At 63.3% G+C, this 16,269-nt stretch carries 11 protein-coding genes; 9 read left to right on the top strand and 2 right to left on the bottom strand.

The annotated features are described in order from the left end of the window. The first annotated feature begins 49 nt into the window (after window positions 1-49). The 7 genes from ACJJV2_RS11300 (at window position 50) to ACJJV2_RS11270 (ending at window position 8,678) form a co-directional block, all read left to right on the top strand. Window positions 50-1,204: an ABC transporter ATP-binding protein gene (locus ACJJV2_RS11300; RefSeq protein ID WP_405280900.1), complete on the top strand. Its 1,155-nt coding sequence runs from the start codon at window positions 50-52 to the stop codon at window positions 1,202-1,204. Further along, window positions 1,204-2,418 carry an ABC transporter ATP-binding protein gene (locus tag ACJJV2_RS11295; RefSeq protein ID WP_405280897.1) on the top strand — a complete coding sequence of 405 codons (1,215 nt, stop codon included), beginning with the start codon at window positions 1,204-1,206 and terminating at the stop codon, window positions 2,416-2,418. The genes ACJJV2_RS11300 and ACJJV2_RS11295 overlap by 1 nt, the downstream gene beginning before the upstream one ends. Continuing rightward, window positions 2,418-3,287 (top strand): carbohydrate ABC transporter permease, encoded by an 870-nt coding sequence (locus ACJJV2_RS11290; protein ID WP_043334509.1) that lies wholly within the window; start codon window positions 2,418-2,420, stop codon window positions 3,285-3,287. The genes ACJJV2_RS11295 and ACJJV2_RS11290 overlap by 1 nt, the downstream gene beginning before the upstream one ends. Window positions 3,288-3,298: 11 nt before the next feature. Beyond that, on the top strand, window positions 3,299-4,099 hold the full coding sequence (locus ACJJV2_RS11285; RefSeq protein WP_043334505.1) for a carbohydrate ABC transporter permease: 801 nt from the start codon (window positions 3,299-3,301) through the stop codon (window positions 4,097-4,099). A gap of 73 nt (window positions 4,100-4,172) precedes the next feature. Then, entirely contained in the window at window positions 4,173-4,445 is a 273-nt protein-coding gene (locus tag ACJJV2_RS11280; protein WP_405282212.1) for a DUF2160 domain-containing protein, read from the top strand. 167 nt (window positions 4,446-4,612) lie between these two features. Continuing rightward, window positions 4,613-6,679 (top strand): DUF4955 domain-containing protein, encoded by a 2,067-nt coding sequence (locus ACJJV2_RS11275; protein WP_405280892.1) that lies wholly within the window; start codon window positions 4,613-4,615, stop codon window positions 6,677-6,679. 346 nt (window positions 6,680-7,025) lie between these two features. Further along, on the top strand, window positions 7,026-8,678 hold the full coding sequence (locus ACJJV2_RS11270; RefSeq protein ID WP_225348116.1) for an ABC transporter substrate-binding protein: 1,653 nt from the start codon (window positions 7,026-7,028) through the stop codon (window positions 8,676-8,678). A 155-nt stretch (window positions 8,679-8,833) separates the two neighbouring features. Here ACJJV2_RS11270 and gcvP read toward each other — a convergent pair whose 3' ends face one another. After that, entirely contained in the window at window positions 8,834-11,728 is a 2,895-nt protein-coding gene (gene gcvP / locus ACJJV2_RS11265; protein WP_405280890.1) for an aminomethyl-transferring glycine dehydrogenase, read from the bottom strand. 311 nt (window positions 11,729-12,039) lie between these two features. Further along, a complete protein-coding gene (gene gcvH, locus ACJJV2_RS11260) occupies window positions 12,040-12,432 on the bottom strand; it encodes a glycine cleavage system protein GcvH (RefSeq protein ID WP_043334495.1) in 393 nt (130 codons plus the stop codon). Window positions 12,433-13,317: 885 nt separating this feature from the next. On the opposite strand from gcvH, the gene ACJJV2_RS11255 reads away from it, so the two are divergent. Both ACJJV2_RS11255 and gcvT read left to right on the top strand, forming a co-directional pair. After that, complete coding sequence (locus ACJJV2_RS11255) at window positions 13,318-14,679, top strand: alanine/glycine:cation symporter family protein (protein WP_405282210.1); 1,362 nt, start codon at window positions 13,318-13,320, stop codon at window positions 14,677-14,679. A 210-nt stretch (window positions 14,680-14,889) separates the two neighbouring features. Then, entirely contained in the window at window positions 14,890-16,023 is a 1,134-nt protein-coding gene (gene gcvT / locus ACJJV2_RS11250) for a glycine cleavage system aminomethyltransferase GcvT (RefSeq protein WP_405280887.1), read from the top strand. The last annotated feature ends 246 nt before the right edge of the window (window positions 16,024-16,269 follow it).

Below are 16,269 nucleotides of genomic sequence, written 5' to 3'. Positions count from 1 at the left end.
GGTTGGCCGTGTCCTTGCCCCGATGACTTTCACCAGACGAGACAGCGCCATGTCCTTGAGCCTTGAGGCGGTCACCCGCCGGGTTGGCCGCGAGACCCATATCGACAGGGTGGACCTGACCTTCGAGCCCGGCTCCTTCAATGTGCTGCTGGGACGCACCCTGTCCGGCAAGACGTCGCTGATGCGCCTGATGGCGGGTCTCGATGTGCCCAGTGACGGGCGCATCGTGATGAACGGCGAGGACGTGACCGGCCGTCCGGTGCGCGAGCGCAACATCTCGATGGTCTATCAGCAGTTCATCAACTACCCGAGCCTGAGCGTCTACGACAACATCGCCTCGCCTTTGAAGCTGGCGCGCATGGCGCCTGAGGAAATTCGCCGCCGCGTGCACGAGATCGCCGAGATGCTGCATATCGAGCAGTTCCTTGCGCGTCAGCCAGCGGAGCTGTCCGGTGGCCAGCAGCAGCGCACGGCCATGGCGCGGGCGCTGGTCAAGGACGCCGACCTGGTGCTGTTCGATGAACCGCTGGTCAATCTCGACTACAAGCTGCGCGAAGAATTGCGCCACGAGATGCGCAGCCTGTTCGCGACCCGCAACACCATTGCCGTCTACGCCACCACCGAGCCCGGCGAGGCGTTGGCACTCGGCGGCACCACCACCCTGATGCATGAAGGGCGGGTGCTGCAGTCCGGGCCTACCGAGGCCGTCTACCATCATCCACTGAGTGTCGAGGCGGCGAAGCTCTACTCCGAGCCGCAGATCAATCTGTTCGAGGCCGAGGTGCGCGGACGTGAGCTGGCGTTCTCCGGCGCGGCCAGTGCCGGCGAGCAGGGCAGCCGTTTCGTGCTGCCCACGCCACTGGCGGGGATCGAGAGCGGGGCCTACCGCTTCGGCATCCGCCCCAGCCATCTGGGGCTGGCACCTCTGGCCGATGATGATCTGGAGTTCGCCGTCACGGTGGATATCGCCGAGATCTCCGGCTCCGAGACCTTCCTGCATGTCAGCAATGACGATCACTCGCTGGTCCTGCATCTGGCCGGCATCCACGACTTCGCCGTGGATGATTCCATCCGCGTCTATGCCCCCGCCCACAAGCTGTTCGTCTATGCCGCCGATGGTGGTGACGGGGCGGAACAGCATGGCGATGGGGCACTGATCCGCTCGCCCGAGCGACCCACCACGACTGGCGGAGGGCTGGCCTGATGGCGGAAATACACCTCAATGATCTGGCGCACAGCTACCTGGCGGCGCCCACCGCGGACAGTGATTACGCCATCCGGCGCATGAATCATGTCTGGCAGCAGGGCGGCGCCTATGCACTGCTCGGCCCGTCGGGGTGTGGCAAGAGCACGCTGCTCAACATCATCTCCGGGTTGCTGGCCCCCTCCGAGGGTGAGGTGCGCTTCGATGATCGCGTGGTCAATCGGCTGCCGCCGGAAGAGCGCAACATTGCTCAGGTGTTCCAGTTCCCGGTGGTCTACGACACCATGACGGTCTTCGACAATCTGGCCTTCCCGCTGCGCAATCAGCGCCAGCCGGAGCACAAGGTGCAGTCCCGGGTGCGTGAGATCGCCCAGGTGCTGGAGCTGGAAGACCTGCTGACGCGGCGTGCCAGCAACCTGACGGCCGACGAGAAGCAGAAGGTCTCGATGGGCCGTGGCCTGGTGCGCGATGACGTGGCCGCCATCCTGTTCGATGAACCGCTGACGGTCATCGACCCCCACCTCAAGTGGAAGCTGCGCCGCAAGCTCAAGCAGATCCACGAGCAGTTCAACATCACCATGGTCTACGTCACCCATGATCAGCTGGAGGCCTCGACCTTCGCCGACAAGATCGCGGTGATGTACGAGGGCCGCATCGTGCAGTTCGGCACCCCGCGCGAGCTGTTCGAGGCCCCCGCTCACACCTTCGTGGGCTACTTCATCGGCTCGCCGGGCATGAACCTGGCCAGCATCACGCTGGAATCGCAGGGCGTGCGGCTCGGCACGGGGGAGGATGCACCCTTGCTGCATCTCCCACGGGCGCTGCTGGCGACACTGGCGGAGCGCAAGGGCGAGTTGAAGCTGGGCATTCGCCCCGAATTCGTCGAGCTCGAGGCCAGCGACAGTTCACCAGCGGCGGCGGTTCCCGACACCCGCGAGCATTGGCTGAGTGGTCAGGTCACGCTGGTGCAGGATCTTGGCACCTACAAGGTGGTGGATCTCGACATCGGTGGCGGCTGCCTGTTCAAGGCGCGCATCGAGGAAGATGCGCCGCTGCCGACAGGCCGCGTGCGCCTGCGTCTGCCCGCCCGCTGGCAGCGCTTCTATCTCGATGAGCATCTGCTGGATCTGTCACAGGCCGGCGCGCACGACAGTGGCGAGGCGGACGGCTTTGCCAGAGGGGAAGATGACCAGGGGCCGGGAGGACACGCCTGATGCAACGCACACACAACAATCGCGCCTGGTGGCTGGTACTGCCGGTGGTCATCGTGGTGGCATTCTCGGCCATCATCCCGATGATGACGGTGGTCAACTACTCGGTGCAGGACATCTTCGATCCCTCCACGCGCTTCTTCGTCGGCACCGAGTGGTATCGCGAGATCCTGCGTGACGAGCGCTTGCACGATTCGCTGATCCGTCAGTTCGTCTATTCCTTCGCGGTGCTGGCCATCGAGATTCCGCTGGGGATCGCCGTGGCGCTCTCGATGCCGCGCAAGGGCTTCATGGTCTCGCTGTGCATGATTCTGCTGGCCTTGCCGCTGCTGATTCCCTGGAACGTGGTCGGCACCATCTGGCAGATCATCGGTCGTGAGGACATCGGTCTCTACGGCTGGGCACTGGGCCAGCTGGGCATCGACTACAACTACGCCTCCAATCCGGCTGACGCCTGGGTGACGGTGCTGGTGATGGATGTCTGGCACTGGACGTCGCTGGTGGCGCTGCTGTGCTATTCGGGGCTGCGTGCCATTCCCGATGTCTATTACCAGGCCGCGCGCATCGACCGTGCCTCGCCCTGGGCCGTGTTCCGCTACATCCAGCTGCCCAAGCTCAAGAGCGTGCTGTTGATCGGCATCATGCTGCGCTTCATGGACAGCTTCATGATCTACACCGAGCCCTTCGTGCTCACCGGTGGCGGGCCGGGTACCACCACCACCTTCCTGTCCCAGACCTTGACCCAGATGGCGATCGGCCAGTTCGATCTCGGACGTGCCGCTGCCTTCTCGCTGATCTACTTCCTCATCATCCTGCTGGTCTCGTGGCTGTTCTATACCGCCATGACCCATCAGGACAGTGACGACGCCTGAGGAGACGAGTGATGACCACACGCAAACGTCTGGTAATGACGATCTATCTGCTGTTCCTGCTGGTGCCGATCTACTGGCTGCTGATCATGTCCTTCAAGTCGAATCAGGAGATTCTCGGCGGCCTGACCCTGTGGCCCGAGAACTTCACCTTCGACAACTATCGGGTGATCTTCACCGATCCCAGCTGGTACATGGGCTACCTCAACTCGATGAGCTACGTGGTGCTCAACATGCTCATCTCGCTGGCGGTGGCGCTGCCGGCGGCCTATGCCTTCTCGCGCTATCGCTTCCTGGGCGACAAGCATCTGTTCTTCTGGCTGCTGACCAATCGCATGGCGCCGCCGGCGGTCTTCCTGCTGCCGTTCTTCCAGCTCTATTCCTCGGTGGGGCTTTTTGATACCCCGCTGGCGGTGGCACTCGCGCACTGTCTGTTCAACGTGCCGCTGGCGGTCTGGATTCTGGAAGGCTTCATGTCCGGCGTGCCCAAGGAGATCGATGAGACGGCCTATATCGACGGCTACAGCTTCCCGCGCTTCTTCCTGACGCTGTTCATCCCGATGATTCGCCCGGGCATCGGGGTGACCGCCTTCTTCTGCTTCATGTTCTCGTGGGTGGAGCTGTTGCTGGCGCGAACCCTGACCTCGACGGAGGCGAAACCGATAGCGGCGGTGATGACGCGAACGGTCTCGGCCTCGGGCATCGACTGGGGCGTGCTGGCCGCCGCCGGTGCCCTGACGCTGATTCCCGGCATTCTGGTGATCTACTTCGTGCGCAACCATGTCGCCAAGGGCTTTGCCCTGGGCCGGGTGTGATCGGCACCAGCACGAGCGCCGCTGTCATTGCCGTCAGCAAGTCTCTGCTGGCGGCCCACAAGAGGACATGATGATGGAATGGATGGCCTGGACACTGCCCACGTCACTCTTCTTTGCCGGTATCGGCACCTTGCTGCTGGGCATGACCGCCTGGCAGTTCGTGACCCCGACGCTGAGTCGTCAGGGATTTCTGCCCATCGCGACCACGCGGGGCGACAGACTTTTCATCGGCCTGCTCTCCAGCGGCTGGGTGCATCTGCTGTGGTTGGGCTTTACCGATCAGGTGCTGTGGATGATCAGCATCGTGTGTGTCGTCTGGATGCTGGTGTTGATGAAGTGGGGATGAAGTGGGGATGAAATGGGGATGACATGCGGGGAGATGTGGAGAGGACAGAGCGCTGACGACAGGCAGCGTCGCCCGGTGGCAACACGGAACCGGACAGCCTGAGGGGAGTCCCAAGCGGTTCTGGCTGGCATCTGCCAGTGACATTCGCCGCTCTGGAATCTCGTTGCATGTCGTCATCTCGTTCATCGCATCGCTCGTCTACAGGTAGTGCTTCAAAGGGGGCTTCACATGGCGCTTCGCATGGCGATTCTCCCTCGCCGGGCCGCAAGAACCGCCGTCGTCTCTGGGCGGGCGTGACAGGGCTGAGCATTGCCTGCGTTGTCGCCCTCGGTTGGTGGGCCGGTACACCGCTCGACACCCCAGACGCCACGACGCCTGATCAGCAGGTCGGGAATGGCGAGGCGGAAGATGCAGGGCAATCAACATTGTGGCAGCAGTATCAGCGCGTGTGGCAGGCCAATCAGACCCGCTCACCCGAGGTGCGCAAGCCACTGCCACTGCCTGACGTTTCTCGCGCCGGCTACCACCAGGGCGAGGCACTTCCGGCGCTTGAGCTCGAGTCCCGTGACGAGGGTGAAGCGTCAGATAAGGGCTCGGCAGCAAAGGGCACGGCAGGTGAGAGCGAAAAGGGCGTGCTGCGCCGGTTCGATGTCACGGCCTACGGCGCGGATGGCAGTGACACCCTGAGTGATCGCCGCGCCATTCTCGAGGCGCATGCCGCCATGCGTGACTGGCAGCGCCAGGGCAGTGATGACGCTGACCGCCCGGCGCGCCGCGGCGTGCTCTATTTCCCTGCGGGGGATTACGTGGTGTATGGGGCGGCCGAGCGCGACTGGTTTCACTCCCGCCTGGTGGCACTGAAAGCCGCGGTGGCGGACGCAGAATGCCAGCAGGCGCTGCGCGAGGCATTGCTCAAGATGCAGGGCTTGAGTCTGGCAGGCAGTCATTGGACCTTGATGGGCGCGGGCAGTGATGTCACGCACCTCAAGCAGACCCGGCCGATGCTGCCGTTGCACGCCAGCTGGTACTGGAGCACTCCCTGGCTGCTGCATCTGGGCAATCTGGCCGAGGGTGGCAAGCAGGAAGAATGGCAAGCCGTCACGGCGACGAGCCACCGGCAGCCGGCGGATACGCAGGACACGATCACGCTGGCCGATGAGGCGGATGAGGCGGATGAGACAGATGGCGCAGCGCTCGCGCCAGGCGACGAGGTGCTGCTGGAGAGCATCGACAAGCGGCCTGAGGCAGTGGCGCGTGCCCTGGCGCCCTATCAGATGGAAAAAGACGCCAGCACTGGCGAGTCACGCTGGTTGATCGAGCGTGACGGAGTGATCAAGCGGGCGCGCTATCGCGTGGTGGCACGTGACGGCAAGCGTCTCACGCTCTCGTTGCCGGTGGTGCATGAGCGCTTTCCCGGCGAGCAGTGGCGCATCGCACGCCTGCACCCGGCGCGGGAAGTCGGGGTGCAGGGCATCACGCTCAAGGGCAACTGGCGGGGGCACTTCAAGCATCACCGCAGCGCCGAGGACGACAGCGGCTTCGGCCTTCTGGACCTGGATGGCATCACGGATGGCTGGGTACGTGACGTACGGCTCGACAGTTTCAATCAGGGGGTGAAGGTGCGCCACAGTTCACAGCTGACACTCGAAGACGTGACGATGACCGGCAAGCCCGGGCATATCGCGATGACGATCAGTGACAGCAATCAGGTACTGGCCCGCCAGGTAGTCGACCAAAGTCATGCCTGGCATGCGCCCGGGGTGGCCCGCTACGCGACCCATAACGTCTACCTTGAACTGGAGCACGCCGGTGACAGTGGTATCGAGCTGCATGGTCAGCAATCGCGCGACAACGTGTTCGATCGCAAGCGTGGCGGTCATGTGCGCGACCGCTGGGGCGCCAGTGTCGGCCATCAGCCCAATCATCTGCGCGGGCTGGTGCTGTGGAACCCGGTCAATACCGGCAAGCCGCATGCTGCCTGGCCCTTCATGCGCGCCGATTCTCACTTCGGCAAGGTGATCATGCCGACGGTCGTCGGGGCGACCGGGCATGCGCTGGGCATCGCCAATCGCCATGACTATGCCCGGGTGATGAATGCCAAGGGCGTGACCGAGTATGACCCTTTGCCGCCGATGGATGCCTTGCAGGCACGCGTCGAGTCACCGGGCGAGGCCGTGAAGCCTGCCTCGCTCTATCGCGCCCAGCGAGAGCTGCTGCAGGAGACGCGAGAGTGACAGCAAGCCGCTGAGCATCAGGGCGTCAGGGCATCAGCCCAGCAGAGCAAGCAGGGCAGCAAGGACAACAGAGCAGCAAGGACAACAGAGCAGCAAGGACAACAGAGCAACAGCCAACGACAGCCGATCGGAACGGCAGGAGGACGAGCAGTACCGACAACAAGCAAGGCGGCGAATCGCGCCGCGCGACACGTGATTGACGGAAGTGGTTGTTGGAAGACGCGACACAACAATAACGCCAATGAAGGGACATCCCATGAGTCAGCACATCATTCGACCCGCACGCCTGCGTTACGCCATCGCCTTCGCCACGGCGGCGGGGCTCGCCGGCCTTTCCAGTCAGGCCATGGCCGATCAGTATCAGGATGCGGCAAGGAAGTGGATCGATCAGGAGTTCTCACCCTCCACGCTGAGCAAGGACGAGCAGATGTCCGAGCTCGAATGGTTCATCAAGGCCGCTGAACCGCTGCGCGGCATGGAAATCAAGGTGGCCTCGGAAACCCTGACCACCCATGAATACGAGTCCAAGGTGCTGGCCAAGGCCTTCAGCGAGATCACCGGCATCAAGCTGACCCACGACTTGATCCAGGAAGGCGACGTCATCGAGAAACTGCAGACCCAGATGCAGTCCGGGCGCAATATCTACGATGGCTACGTCAACGACTCCGACTTGATCGGCACGCATTTCCGCTATGGCAAGGTCGTGCCGATCAGCGACATGATGGAAGGCGACGGCAAGGCCTTTACCTCGCCGACGCTGGATCTGGACGACTTCATCGGGCTGGATTTCACCACCGGCCCGGATGACAAGCTCTATCAGCTGCCGGACCAGCAGTTCGCCAACCTCTACTGGTTCCGCGCCGACTGGTTCGAACGCGAAGATTTGAAGAAGCAGTTCAAGGACAAGTACGGCTACGAGCTGGGGGTGCCGGTCAACTGGTCAGCCTATGAGGACATCGCTGACTTCTTCACCAATGACGTCAAGGAAATCGACGGTGAGCGCGTCTACGGCCACATGGATTACGGCAAGAAGGACCCGTCACTCGGCTGGCGCTTCACCGATGCCTGGTTCTCCATGGCAGGTGCCGGTGACAAGGGCCTGCCCAACGGCCTGCCGGTGGATGAGTGGGGCATTCGTGTCGAGGAATGTCAGCCGGTGGGCTCCTCGGTGACACGTGGCGGCGCGGCCAACGGCCCGGCGGCCGTCTATGCCACCACCAAGTATGTCGACTGGCTGGGCAAGTACGCACCGCCGGAAGCCCAGGGCATGACCTTCTCCGAGTCCGGCCCGGTGCCGTCCCAGGGCAACATCGCCCAGCAGATCTTCTGGTACACCGCCTTCACCGCCGACATGACGCGGGATGGCCTGCCGGTGGTCAACGACGATGGCACGCCGAAGTGGCGCATGGCGCCGTCGCCGCATGGCCCGTACTGGGAAGAGGGCATGAAGCTTGGCTATCAGGACGTGGGCGCCTGGACCTTCTTCGATTCCACCCCGGAGAAGAATCGTCACGCGGCCTGGCTGTACGCGCAGTTCGTCACCGCCAAGACCGTCTCGCTCAAGAAGACCCTGGAAGGGCTGACGCCGATCCGCGAGTCGGATATCCAGTCCCAGGCGATGACCGATGCCGCGCCGAAGCTGGGTGGTCTGGTCGAGTTCTATCGCAGCCCGGCGCGGGTGCAGTGGTCGCCGACCGGCACCAACGTGCCGGATTACCCCAAGCTCGCCCAGCTGTGGTGGCAGTACATCTCCCAGGCCGCCAGTGGCGAAGCCACGCCGCAGGAAGCCCTCGATGGCCTGGCCAAGGCGCAGGACCGCATTCTCGAGCGTCTCGAGCGCGCCAAGGTGATGGACAACTGTGGGCCGAAGCTCAACGAGGAGCGTGATGCGGAGTACTGGTTCGCCCAGCCGGGTGCGCCGAAGGCCAAGCTGGACAACGAGAAGCCCAAGGGCGAGACCATCGCCTACGACGAGCTGCTCAAGAGCTGGAAGGAGTAAGTTTGGTCGGCGCGACACTGCGCCATCGAGCAGTTCCCTGAAAGACAGCAGCAAAAAAACGCCCCTGCCGGTTTCCCGGCAGGGGCGTTTTTTTGCCACAGCGATCAGCGACAGCGTTTCATCACTGCCTCATGGCTGGCTCTCAATCGCGGCTCTCAATCCCGGTAGAGATCGATGCTCGGGCAGGAGCAGATCAACTGACGATCGCCGTGTACGTTGTCGACCCGGTTGACCGCCGGCCACTGCTTGGCGGCCTTGACGTGCTCGCTGGGGAAGGCGCCGATCTCGCGGGAGTAGCTGCGCGTCCACTCGGCGTCCATCAGGTCGGCCTGGGTGTGCGGCGCGTGCACCAGCGGGTTGTCTTCCAGGGTCCACTCACCTTGCTCGACACGGGTGATCTCGGCGCGAATCGCGATCATCGCCTCACAGAAACGGTCGATCTCGTAGAGCGACTCAGACTCGGTGGGCTCGACCATCAGGGTGCCCGCCACCGGGAACGACATGGTCGGCGCGTGGAAGCCGTAGTCGATCAGACGCTTGGCGATGTCTTCCTCGCTGATGCCGGAAGCGGCCTTCAGCGGGCGGATATCGATGATGCACTCATGCGCCACGGTGCCGTTCTTGCCGCGATAGAGCACCGGATAGTGCCCATCGAGACGCGTGGCGATGTAGTTGGCGTTGAGGATCGCAAGCTCGGTGGCTTCACGCAGCCCCTGCGCGCCCATCATCTTGATGTAGGCCCAGGAGATCGGCAGGATCGCCGCGGAACCGAAGGCGGCGGCCGAGACGGCGGTGCATTCCGGCTTCACGCCTTCCAGCGGGGTGACCACGTGGTTGGAGACGAACGGCGCCAGGTGGGCCTTGATGCCGATCGGGCCCATGCCCGGGCCGCCGCCACCGTGGGGAATGCAGAAGGTCTTGTGCAGGTTGAGGTGCGAGACATCGCCGCCGAAGTCACCCGGGCGGCAGATGCCGACCTGGGCATTCATGTTGGCGCCGTCGATGTAGACCTGGCCGCCGTGATCGTGAACGACCTGACAGGCCTCGCGCACGGTTTCCTCGAACACGCCGTGGGTGGACGGGTAGGTGATCATGATCGCGGACAGCTTGTCGCTGTGCTGCTCGGCCTTGGCGCGCAGGTCGGCGATGTCGATGTTGCCGTTGGCGTCACACTCGACCACCACCACCTTCATGGCGGCCATCGCGGCCGAGGCCGGGTTGGTGCCGTGGGCGGAGCTGGGGATCAGGCAGATGTCGCGCGCGCCTTCGCCGATGGAGGCCTGGTAGCGACGGATCGCGACCAGCCCTGCGTATTCCCCCTGCGCGCCGGAGTTCGGCTGCATGGAGATGGCGTCGTAGCCGGTGATCTCGACCAGGAAGGCCGACAGCTCATCGATCATCTGCTTGTAGCCGACTACCTGATCCGACGGCGCAAAGGGATGGACGTTGGCGAATTCGGGCCAAGTGACCGGGATCATCTCGGTGGTGGCGTTCAGCTTCATGGTGCAGCTGCCCAGCGGAATCATCGCGTGGGTCAGCGACAGGTCCTTGTTCTCCAGGCGCTTCAGATAGCGCAGCATCTCGGTTTCCGAGTGGTAGCGGCTGAAGGTCGGGTGGGTCAGGAAGTCGCTGTCACGCTGGCAGGCCGCCGGAATCGCGCTTGCGCCCTTGGTCAGCAGGTCCTGGTCCAGTGCGGCGACGGACAGGCCGTGCTCCTCGCCGAGCAGCACGTCGAACAGCACGCCGACGTCAGCGGCGGTGGTGGTCTCGTCGAGGTTGATGGTGATGCGGCCGTCGCCGTGGTGGCGCAGGTTGATCTCGTGGGTCAGCTCGCGACCGTGGATCTTGCCCTCATCCACGCTGGTCACGGTGATGGCGTCGAACCAGCTGTCGTGGGCCAGTGCCATGCCGCAACGGCTGACGCCCTCGGCGAGAATGCTGGTCAGGCGATGCACGCGGGTGGCGATGCGCTTGAGGCCCTCGGCACCGTGATAGACGGCGTAGAAGCCGGCGATGTTGGCCAGCAGCGCCTGGGCGGTACAGATGTTGGAGGTCGCCTTCTCGCGGCGGATGTGCTGCTCGCGGGTCTGCATCGCCATGCGCAGTGCCGGGTTGCCGCGCGAGTCCTTGGAGACGCCGATGATGCGGCCCGGAATGGAGCGCTTGAGCTTGTCGGTGGTGGCGAAGAAGGCCGCGTGCGGGCCGCCGAAGCCCATCGGCACGCCGAAGCGCTGGGAGGTACCGACGACGATGTCGGCGCCGAGGCTGCCCGGCGACTTGAGCAGCACCAGGCTCAGCAGGTCGGCGGCTACCACGCTCATCGCGCCATTGGCGCGCGCGGCGTCCAGCAGTGGCGCGAGGTCGCGCACCTGACCGGTGTTGCCCGGATACTGGAAGAGGGCGCCGAAGATGTCGTGCTCGCCGACGTTCTCGGCGGCATCGATGATCAGCTCGAAGCCGAAGTAGTCGGCGCGGGTGCGCATGACGTCCAGGGTCTGCGGCAGCACGTCATCGGCGATGAAGAAGCGCTTGCTCTTGCTCTTCTTGTTGCCGCGCTGACACAGCGCCATGGCCTCGGCAGCGGCGGTGGCTTCGTCCAGCAGGCTGGCGTTGGCCAGCTCCATGCCGGTCAGGTCCATCACCGCCTGCTGGAAGTTGAGCAGCCCTTCGAGACGGCCCTGGGCGATTTCCGGCTGATACGGCGTATAGGCGGTGTACCAGCCCGGATTTTCCAGCACGTTGCGCTGGATGACCGCCGGCAGGTGGGTGTTGTGGTAACCCTGGCCGATATAGGTCTTGAACACCTTGTTCTGACGCGCGAGGCGCTTCAGGTAGTCAAGTGCTTCGGATTCCGTGCGTGGCCCTTCGAGATCCAGCTCACGGCCCAGACGAATGGCGGTGGGCACCGTGCGGTCGATGAGCGTGGCGATGCTCTCTTCGCCCAGCGTCGCCAACATGCGCGTCACATTGGCATCGGTCGGCCCATTGTGGCGGGAGATGAAATCGTCGTGTCCGGCCAGCTGGGCCAGGGTAAGCGTCTCGTGAGCCATGCAAGAAATCCTGTGCTGCAACGGGGACTGCAGAGGGCAGTCCGCGGGAGGAACATCACCGTGCCAGCGAGGAAGCGGCGGGCAGGGCGTCGGGAATCATGGGGGCATCGACATCACTGCCGAGCATGCTGCAGTTGCTTCACTCCCCGCGCGACCTGCAAGGGCATTCGCGTCAGGGGTGTCGTGCCATCGAAACGGGGTGGCGCAGTCACGAGGGTGGCTGTGCGCGAGTGCGGCTATATGCGAGCGCGGAAAGGCGCTGAAACCTCCTGCCCTGAGCGTCTGCGGCATGGACAGGAGGTTGACGGCGATCAGGCTTCGCTTTCGACCAGCTGAGAATAGGCATCAGCGTCGAGCAGCTTGTCGAGTTCGGCGCTGTCAGCGACCTTCATCTTCAGAATCCAGGCATCGTCATAGGGGCTTTCGTTGACGGATTCCGGCGCGTCTTCGAGGCTCTCGTTGACGGCGATGACTTCACCGGCCAGCGGCGCGTACAGATCAGAGGCCGCCTTGACGGACTCGATGACCCCGAACTCTTCTTCCAGCGCCAGCTCACGGCCGACTTCCGGCAGTTCGACGAAGACGACATCGCCCAGCGCTTCCTGGGCGTGGTCGGTGATCCCGATGGTCACGGTGCCATCACCGTTGTCCTGAACCCACTCGTGACTCTCGGTGTACTTCAGCGTGGCGGGAATATTGCTCATGAGTGTTTTCCTATGTGAAAAGATTTTCTGATTCAGGGAATCGGTACGTCATTATGCCCCAAGGTCCCGGCGTGTGGCAGTGGCAGACTGCCGCGTGATGCTACGACTTTGGGCGTGTATTGCTGACGGCCGTACCTCTATCGTGGTCTGTCACTCTTCGGGCGTCCAGTGTCTTGCGTGGTTCACTCATGAAGCCCGCCATCACGGGCCTGCCTGGCCCATGGCTGTGCATCGCTGGCCAGGCCGCCCAGCGCCTTTCCAGCGCGCCGTGACACCTCGTGAGAGGTTGAGTGCATTGCAGCAGCGCGGGAGATCGGTCGCGCCAGTGGGCGAGGATGTCCGAGTCACTGTTGCGAGGCGCTCAAACTCGCGTTATGGTGCCGACAGTTTCTTATCGGAAACTTGTTTCCATGTTGTGTCGTGAAGACCCGGCTGTCAATGCCTGATGCGTTCGAGCAGAGCGAACTTTATGAGAGCGCATGAGAGCGCTGGTGGCGCTGAGAGAGTCCTTGCCTGAGCGTGACCGCGCCGGGCATGCGGCTCGGCATCTAGCTCGACATTCGGCTCGGTTTGTTGTGAGACGTTTTTCGCCAGTCTCGAGATCACCCGGCGCAGGATCTGCTGCCAGAAGACACGATGAGGCGATGAAACATGCGAGTTGGCGCAGTCTCATCGTACTTTTTACGTAATGATTGCCTCACCTGCCAGCGTAAAGCCCTGTTGGGCTAGTGAAGTGAGATAGCTTCCGCTAATGTGAGCTGTCCCAACGGTGAAAATGCCGTGGGAGGCTCGTCGCGGGTCGATCACCCGCCTGGGGATGGCACCGCCACGAGTCACTGCGCATCGTGTGATAACAACAATTCAGCGGAGGAAATCTGCGTGGAAATGATCAGTTCCGTCTTTAGTGCCATCAATGGCGTCGTCTGGGGCCCATTGATGCTGATCCTGCTGCTCGGGGTCGGCTTCTATCTTCAGGCAGGCCTCAAGGGCATGCCGCTTCGCAAGTTGGGTACCGGCTTCAAGCTGTTGTGGAATGGTCGTGCGCCGGGCAAGGATGGCGACGGCGAGATTTCTCCTTTCAATGCCCTGATGACGTCGCTGTCCGCGACCATCGGTACCGGTAACATCGCGGGCGTGGCAACCGCCATCGCGCTGGGTGGCCCGGGGGCGATCTTCTGGATGTGGATCACCGCGCTGGTCGGCATGGCGACCAAGTACGCCGAGGCCGTGTGTGCCGTGCGTTATCGTGAAGTCGATGACACCGGCAACCATGTCGGTGGCCCGATGTACTACATTCGCAACGGTCTGGGCGCCAAGTGGGGCTGGCTGGGCGGTGCCTTCGCCTTCTTCGGTTGCTTCGCGGCCTTCGGTATCGGCAACACCGTGCAGTCCAACTCGGTCGCGGATGCGCTGGAAACGTCCTTCGCCATCCCGCACTGGGTCTCCGGTGTGGTGATGATGGTACTGGCCGGCGCCGTGATTCTCGGTGGCATCAAGCGTATCTCCAGCGTGGCGGGCAAGCTGGTGCCGTTCATGGCCATCGCCTACTTCCTGGCCGGCATCATCATCCTGGTGATCAACGCCGACCAGATCGGCCATGCCTTCGGTCTCATCTTCACCTATGCCTTCAATCCGGTCGCGGCTACCGGCGGCTTTGCCGGGGCAGCGGTGATGGCCGCCATCCGCTTCGGTGTGGCGCGCGGTATCTTCTCCAATGAAGCGGGCCTGGGCAGTGCGCCCATCGCCCACGCGGCGGCGCAGACCAAGAACCCGGTCCGTCAGGGTCTGGTCGCGATGCTGGGAACCTTCATCGATACCATCATCATCTGCACCATCACGGCGCTGGCGATCATCACTTCCGGCCTGTGGTCTTCCGGGGAAACCGGCGCGGCCCTGACCTCTATGTCCTTCGATCAGGCGCTGCCGGGCGTGGGCAACCACCTGGTGGCCATCGCGCTGGCGGTTTTCGCCTTCACCACCATCCTTGGCTGGTCCTTCTATGGTGAGAAGTGCTTCCAGTACCTGTTCGGTACGCGTGCCATCATGGTGTATCGCATCGTGTTCGTGATCGCGATTCCGCTGGGCGCGATCGCCAAGCTCGACCTGATCTGGCTGATGGCGGATACCTTCAATGCGCTGATGGCGATCCCGAACCTGATCGGTCTGGCGCTGCTGTCGCCGGTGGTCTTCAAGCTGACGCGTGATTATTTTGATGGCAAGGAAGTGCTGGCTGGCGAAGATCGCTGAACGACGCTGATGACTCGCCTGGCCCTACCGTGCCACTGACTGCCTTCTGCATCGCCCGGGTCACCTGACCTGGGCGGTGCAGGCGCAAGGCGCCCTGTTCAAGTCGGCAGTGCTCTTGAGAGCAGTGCCCATGACAACAAGCCTCCAGAGAGCGTGTACCGTTCGGGTGCCATCTCTGAGAGTCATCGCAAGCCAACCTGGAGAATGACGATGTCCGATTCCGCCGCAGTGACGGGTCTCAAGCAGACCGCCCTTCATGACCTGCATGTCGAGCAGGGGGCCAGGATGGTCGAGTTCGCCGGCTATTCCATGCCCGTGCAGTACCCGCTTGGCGTCAAGAAGGAGCATGAACACACTCGCGCCAAGGCAGGGCTGTTCGATGTCTCGCACATGGGGCAGTTGATCCTGCGGGGCGAGAATGTGCAGGCGGCGCTGGAGGCCTTGGTGCCGACGGATATCATCGACCTGCCGGTGGGCATGCAGCGCTATGGCCTGCTGACCTCCGACACTGGCGGTATCCTGGATGACTTGATGATCGTCAATGGCGGTGATCACCTCTACGTGGTGGTGAACGCTGCCTGCAAGGATCAGGATATCGCGCACCTGCGGGTCGGCCTGCCGATGGATATCGAGCTTGAGGTGCTGGATGATCGGGCGCTGCTCGCACTGCAGGGGCCGATGGCTCACGCGGTGATGCAGCGTCTGTCGCCCGAGGCCTGCGAGCTGACCTTCATGCATCATGCCCACGTCACCATCGAGGGCATCGAGTGTTGGGTCAGCCGCAGTGGCTACACCGGCGAGGATGGCTTCGAGATCTCCGTGCCCGATGCCGATGCAGAGCGCTTCGCGCGTCTGTTGCTGGCGATGGAGGAGGTGGAGTTCATCGGTCTTGGCGCGCGGGACTCGCTGCGTCTCGAGGCGGGACTGTGCCTGTACGGTCACGATCTCGATACCACCACCTCGCCGGTGGAAGGCAGTCTGATCTGGGCGTTGGGCAAGGTGCGTCGTCAGGGCGGCGAGCGTGAAGGTGGCTTCCCGGGGGCCGATGTCATCCTGACCCAGATCGCCAACAAGGATCACACCCGCAAGCGGGTGGGGCTGGTCGCCCAGGGACGTGCACCTATCCGCGAAGGGGCTGAGCTCTATGATGCCCAGGACAACCGTATCGGTGTGGTGACCTCCGGCAGCTTCGGGCCGACCTATGGCAAGCCGGTGGCGATGGGCTACGTGGGCATCTCTCACAGCGCACTCGAGACCGAAGTGTTTGCCGATGTGCGTGGCAAGCGCCTGCCGATGACGGTGACGAAGATGCCGTTCGTCGAGCAGCGCTACTATCGGGGGTAAGCGCACCGTGGCCAGGTGAGCCACAGTCAGGCTCGCTGCGAAGCGTGACGACCAGCCGCTGGTAGCAGCGCCTTGAAGAGATGCGAAAAAGGAAGAGAAACGAAAAAGGGACTGCCCAGGCAGTCCCTTTTTTCATGTCTGGCACTCGGGCATGCGAGTGAATGCGATGCCCCGCAGCGTGGCCGAACGCCAGACGCAGAAAAGCCCGCCGAAGCGGGCTTTTCTGTCGGAGGAGGGGTTAGCCTC

Source organism: Cobetia sp. Ld8 (assembly GCF_045066615.1).
Classification (GTDB): domain Bacteria; phylum Pseudomonadota; class Gammaproteobacteria; order Pseudomonadales; family Halomonadaceae; genus Cobetia; species Cobetia amphilecti.
Note: the sequence above shows the minus strand (reverse complement) of the source record. Positions and strands in the feature narration are given on the sequence as shown.

What these genes read in the sequence shown, in the direction of transcription:
- ACJJV2_RS11300 (WP_405280900.1), top strand. Translation starts at nt 50, where the DNA reads ATGTCCTTGAGCCTTGAGGCGGTCACCCGCCGGGTTGGCCGCGAGACC.
- ACJJV2_RS11295 (WP_405280897.1), top strand. Translation starts at nt 1,204, where the DNA reads ATGGCGGAAATACACCTCAATGATCTGGCGCACAGCTACCTGGCGGCG.
- ACJJV2_RS11290 (WP_043334509.1), top strand. Translation starts at nt 2,418, where the DNA reads ATGCAACGCACACACAACAATCGCGCCTGGTGGCTGGTACTGCCGGTG.
- ACJJV2_RS11285 (WP_043334505.1), top strand. Translation starts at nt 3,299, where the DNA reads ATGACCACACGCAAACGTCTGGTAATGACGATCTATCTGCTGTTCCTG.
- ACJJV2_RS11280 (WP_405282212.1), top strand. Translation starts at nt 4,173, where the DNA reads ATGGAATGGATGGCCTGGACACTGCCCACGTCACTCTTCTTTGCCGGT.
- ACJJV2_RS11275 (WP_405280892.1), top strand. Translation starts at nt 4,613, where the DNA reads ATGTCGTCATCTCGTTCATCGCATCGCTCGTCTACAGGTAGTGCTTCA.
- ACJJV2_RS11270 (WP_225348116.1), top strand. Translation starts at nt 7,026, where the DNA reads ATGGCCGATCAGTATCAGGATGCGGCAAGGAAGTGGATCGATCAGGAG.
- gcvP (WP_405280890.1), bottom strand. Translation starts at nt 11,728, where the DNA reads ATGGCTCACGAGACGCTTACCCTGGCCCAGCTGGCCGGACACGACGAT.
- gcvH (WP_043334495.1), bottom strand. Translation starts at nt 12,432, where the DNA reads ATGAGCAATATTCCCGCCACGCTGAAGTACACCGAGAGTCACGAGTGG.
- ACJJV2_RS11255 (WP_405282210.1), top strand. Translation starts at nt 13,318, where the DNA reads ATGATCAGTTCCGTCTTTAGTGCCATCAATGGCGTCGTCTGGGGCCCA.
- gcvT (WP_405280887.1), top strand. Translation starts at nt 14,890, where the DNA reads ATGTCCGATTCCGCCGCAGTGACGGGTCTCAAGCAGACCGCCCTTCAT.